Source organism: Frankia sp. CcWB2, assembly GCF_977927585.1.
This window is the reverse complement of record NZ_CDWRCM010000226.1, coordinates 1-4921: the sequence shown is the minus strand read 5'-3', so window position 1 is coordinate 4921 and position 4921 is coordinate 1. Positions and strand designations below refer to the sequence as shown.

Below are 4921 nucleotides of genomic sequence, written 5' to 3'. Positions count from 1 at the left end.
GGCTCCGACCCGGGGTGCCCGGGCCCACCCGTCGCCGGGGCGGTCGACGCCGCCCGCCCCCCCGAGATGGCGTCAGGCGAGGGACCAGGGGTCGCGAGCGTTGTCACCCGCGACCCCCCCACGCACCGACGACAGTCCATCCGCCGTCTCCGACCGGTCATCACCCGACAGCTTGCCCCGCGGGCGGCGTCAGGCCACGCCCGTCCTGTCCGGACCAGGCAGCGGCCGGCCCCGACCTGCCGGCATCCGGGCCCCGACCAGGGTGACCCTGCTGGTCCTCGCCGGTGGCGGCGCCGCGGCCGTGGCCATGGTGAGCGAGGGTCGGCTCGGTTCGCGCGATCCGCACACGACCGACCCTTCCTCCTGGTGGGGCATTCTCCCATCGGCGGCCCCGTCGGATACCGCAAGGGGCGTCTTGGCCGGCTTGGCGGCCCTGGGCATCATCACTCTGTGTCTGTGCTGGGGCGGGCTTGTGCGCGCGACGATCGCCGGCCGCACCTCCCCGCGGGCCGCCCTCGCGGCGGTGATCGTCTGGAGCCTCCCGTTCGCGGTGGGCCCGCCGCTGTTCAGCCGGGACATCTACGCCTACGCCGCTCAGGGTGAGCTGGCGAGGCTCGGCCTGGATCCGGCGACACACGGCGTCTCCGTCCTGCTGACCGCTGAGGGCTCGGGCTCGGCGTTCGTCCGGGCCGTCGACCCCCGGTGGTGGAACACCCATGCGCCCTATGGCGGTGCCGCGGTCGCCGTGGAGAAGAGCGCCGCGGCCCTCGGCGGCGGGCCGGCCGGGACGGTCACGCTGCTCAAGATAGTCGCGATCCTCGCAACGATCGCGATGGTCGTCCTGACGCTACGGCTCGCCGGACCGGAGCCGGGCCGACGGGCCCTGGTCATGGTGCTCGTCGCGGCCAATCCGGTCGTCGTCGTGCACCTGATCGGCGGAGCCCACCTCGACGCAACGGCCGCGGCGCTGCTCGTGGCGGCGCTGGTGGTGGACCGCCGACGGCTCGTCTCGGCACCGGCGTCCGGCCCGGAGGGAAAAAGCACGCCGACGGCTCGGCAGGCCGCGCTCGGCGCCGCCGCGACGGCGCTGGTCGGCGTGGCCGGAAGCGTCAAGGCAACCGCCCTCCTCGGCGTCGCCTGGCTGGTGCTGGCGCATCTGCGGGCCGCCCGGCCGGCGCGACGCCCGATCCGCGCCGGCGCCGTGCTGCTCGCGGCCGATGCCGCCGCGGTCGCGCTCGCCGCGGGGCTGAGCATGGTGGCTGGCGGCTTCGGTCCGACCTGGATCCACGCGTTGTCCACGTCGGGCACCCTGACCACGGGGATCGCACCAGCCTCGATTCTCGCCGCGGCGGTCGACGGGGTCGGCGGCATGCTTGGTCCGGTCGGCCGCCATCCGTCCGGCGCCGAAACGCAGCGGGCGACTCGGGCCCTGTGCCTGGCCGGCGCGGCGCTGGTGGTGGCCTGGCTCGCCCTGCGCGCATGGCGGGACCGGGGCGGGTACACCGGCGGGGGTTCGCCCGGTTCCGGCGGGAACGAGCCCGGCGGGAACGAGCCCGGCTCGGGCACCGGCCGTCGGCACGACCTGATCGTGCTCGGCTACGGCGGGCTGGCGGTGGCGCTCGGCAGCCCGGTGCTCTACCCCTGGTACCTCGCGCTGTGCCTGCCGGCACTCGCGGTCGCCGTGGCCCTCGCCCGGTCAACCCCGCCGGCGCCCCACCCTGGAACGGCGCCCCACCCCGGGACGCCGGGGATGCAACCACGCCGCATGAGGCGCCTCGGGGCAGCCATCGAACGGATCGTCGGGGGGTTCGGGGGGTGGACCACCGCCCTGGTGGTCGTCACGTCGGCCTGGCTGTGCCTGACGACCCTCGCGCCGCTCGCCGCGACCTGGCGGCTGCTCGGGCGCGCCGAGACGTCCCTGGCCGTCATCGGCTGCGCCGGCCTTGCGGCCGCGGGAACGGTCATCACGCTGGTCGTGATCCGGCGGCGGCACGCCACGCCCACCCGCAGACGGCGACCAGTCCGACGTTGCGGACCACCAGGACCAGGCTCATCATGATCCGTCCCTGGACGACGTCGTTGTACCGCCACGGATAGACGACCTGGGAGAGCACGACGCAGATCAGCAGCAGCGCCACCCACCGCCACGACGGTCCACCGGCCGGGACGGTCAGGCCACCGGAGCCGGCGGGCCGGGCCATCGCGATCCAGACCGCGACGAGCGCCATGATCCACACGAGGTAATGCGGGCTGAGCACGCGGGCGGTCACGACCACGACAAGCAACAACGCGAGTGTGCGCCCCACGAGCACACCGGCCCGGCCCGCGCCGTCCGCCGCCGCGGGCGGACGCACCCACCCCCACCACCACAGGGCCGAAATGACGATCACTACGATCTCGGTCAACGAGCATGCAGTGGCCACGCTGCGGGCCAGCGGGGTGTCGAACTGGAGCGAACCGTAGGAATAGCCGGGTGCCGTTCCATGGCCGAGCATGTGGGCGACGACGAACGGCGTCGCGGCCACCGCCTCCACCTGTAGTCCGCGGGCCTGCTGCGCGCCAAGAAACCCGAACGCGTCCCGCCACCACCCGGTGACCGCGAACAGCGCCGCGAGCCCCCCGACGGCGCACAGGACGCCGGCGGCAAGACGTAACCAGTCCGGCGAGGGCGCCGACCGACCCGGAGACCGGAGCGGCGGACGGGACAGGGCGATCAGCAGCAGGACCGGCCAGATCTTGAGCAGCGCGCCCGCGGCGAGATGAAATCCCGCCCGGCCGGACCGGCCCGCGGCGAGCGCGAGCACGGCCGCGACCGCCGCCGCGGCCGGCAGCAGATCGAAACGGGCCAGCGCCACCGGTCCCAGCGCGGTGAGACCGGCCACCCAGAACCCTGCCGCCGGGACCGAGCGACGCACCAGCGCGGCAGTCAGGACGGCGTCGACGGCCACCATCATCCCAATGAACACCGCTCGATAGGGCAATCCCAGATGGGCGTGAGTTACGTCGGGCAACACGAACACAACTGCCGCGCCCGGCGGATACTGCCAGCGGTCGTCACCGGTGGGCATCCCCTCGCCGCGACCGAGCCCGCGGCCCCACTCCGCATAGATGTGTAGATCGCCGAGCACGCTCTGCTGCATGCCGAACGCCTGGTCGGTCACCACCAGGATGACGAGGACGGCACGGCTGACCAGCCACCATGCCCAGAGGCACCGGGCTGACCGGTCGGGGGTGCCGGCTCCGGGGCGGGCGAGCGCGGCCAGCCGTCCGGGTGCGGACAAAGCCGGCCCCCCGGCCCGCCGCGGCACCGGGAGGCGGCTCGACGGGTCCGCGCGCACGCTCGCGACCGTACCCGGAGGTGCCTGGTGGGCGATGGCGCGCCCTGCGCGCACCCGACAGACGGCATCTCCCGTCACCTATTGTTTGCGCCATATCGAGTCACCACCGCGGCGCGCAACGGAGCGCGCCGTGGCCGGCGGACCGGGCGGCGCGTTCGGCGGCGAAGGGTGGCTCGAAACGCGCCGCGGAGGTGCCTGTGATCCTCGGATCCGGCTCAGCATGGGACACGGCCTGCGTTCAACTGGCGAACGCGGCTCGTCATCTGGGCCTTGACGACGGTATGCACGACCTGCTCCGCACGCCCCGCCGGGCGATCACCGTCAGCGTTCCGCTACAGTGCGACGACGGTCAGCTGACCGTGCTGACCGGCTATCGCGTCCAGCACAACCTCGCCCGTGGCCCGGGCAAGGGGGGATCCGCTTCCACCCCACCACCGACCTCGACGAGGTCAAGGCGCTGGCGATGTGGATGACCTGGAAGTGCGCGCTGATGGGGATCCCCTACGGCGGGGCCAAGGGTGGCATCGCGGTGGAACCGGCGATGCTCTCCCTACCGGAACGCGAACGCCTGACCCGGCGCTACGCCGCCGAACTCGTCCCGTTGATCGGACCGGAGAAGGACATCCCGGCACCGGATGTGGGCACCGACGAGCAGACCATGGCCTGGATCATGGATACCTACTCGGCGCACACCGGGTACACCGCCACCGGCGTGGTAACCGGCAAGCCGCTGTCCATCGGCGGTTCCGCCGGTCGGGCCGGGGCGACCAGCCTGGGGGTGCAGCTTTCGGTGTTCGCCGCGCTGCGCGAGACCGGGCGCGACCCGCACGCGATGACAATCGCGGTCCAAGGCTTCGGCAAGGTGGGGACGCTCGCGGCCCAGTACCTGCACGACGCCGGTTGCACTGTGGTCGCGGTCTCGGACGCGAAGGGCGGGATCTACAACCCGCAGGGACTCAACCCGGCCGCCCTCATCCGCTATCTCGCCGACGGCGCGGAGACGGTCGTCGGCTACCCGGGAACCGACACGATCACCAACGACGAGCTCCTGGAGCTCGACGTCGACGTGCTCGTCCCCGCGGCGCTGGAGGGCGTCATCACGGTCGAGAACGTCGACCGGGTCCGCGCGCCGATCATCGTCGAGGGCGCCAACGGCCCGGTGACCGCCGAGGCCGACCAGGTCCTGGACGACCGGGGCGTCCTGGTGGTGCCGGACATCCTCGCCAACGGCGGCGGGGTGGCGGTCTCGTACTTCGAGTGGGTGCAGGACATCCAGGCGTATTTCTGATCCGAGGACGAGGTCAACGACCGGCTCCGGGCGCTGATGGACCGCGCGTACCGCGAGGTCTCCCTGCTGGCCACGACCCAGAAGATCAGCATGCGCAACGCCGCGCACGTCATCGGGGTCGGCCGGGTGGCCGACGCCCACCAGACCCGGGGTCTGTATCCCTGACCGGCAGCCCTGACCGGCGGTCATAAGCGCCGCGCGCGCCCCGGGCGGCGCGGCGGTCGCGCCCTGGGGCCGGCAGCCCTGGGGCCGGCAGCCCTGGGGCCGGCAGCCCTGGGGCCGGCAGCCCTGGGGC

The 4921-nt window shown here is 73.5% G+C and carries 2 protein-coding genes and 1 pseudogene; 2 read left to right on the top strand and 1 reads right to left on the bottom strand.

Annotation, left to right across the window (positions count from 1 at the left end; all coding sequences use genetic code 11):
• Nucleotides 1-262: 262 nt before the first annotated feature.
• The gene (gene mptB, locus ACY45C_RS18875; protein ID WP_462188904.1) at nucleotides 263-2059 is read left to right on the top strand and encodes a polyprenol phosphomannose-dependent alpha 1,6 mannosyltransferase MptB; all 1797 of its coding nucleotides are present in this window, start codon (nucleotides 263-265) and stop codon (nucleotides 2057-2059) included.
• Here the strand turns inward: mptB and ACY45C_RS18870 are convergent.
• Entirely contained in the window at nucleotides 1965-3281 is a 1317-nt protein-coding gene (locus ACY45C_RS18870) for a glycosyltransferase 87 family protein (protein WP_462188903.1), read from the bottom strand. The two genes, mptB and ACY45C_RS18870, sit on opposite strands and share 95 nt — an antisense overlap.
• 254 nt (nucleotides 3282-3535) lie before the next feature.
• Between ACY45C_RS18870 and ACY45C_RS18865 the strand changes: the two are divergent.
• Nucleotides 3536-4791 (top strand): annotated as a pseudogene (locus tag ACY45C_RS18865) (Glu/Leu/Phe/Val family dehydrogenase).
• The last annotated feature ends 130 nt before the right edge of the window (nucleotides 4792-4921 follow it).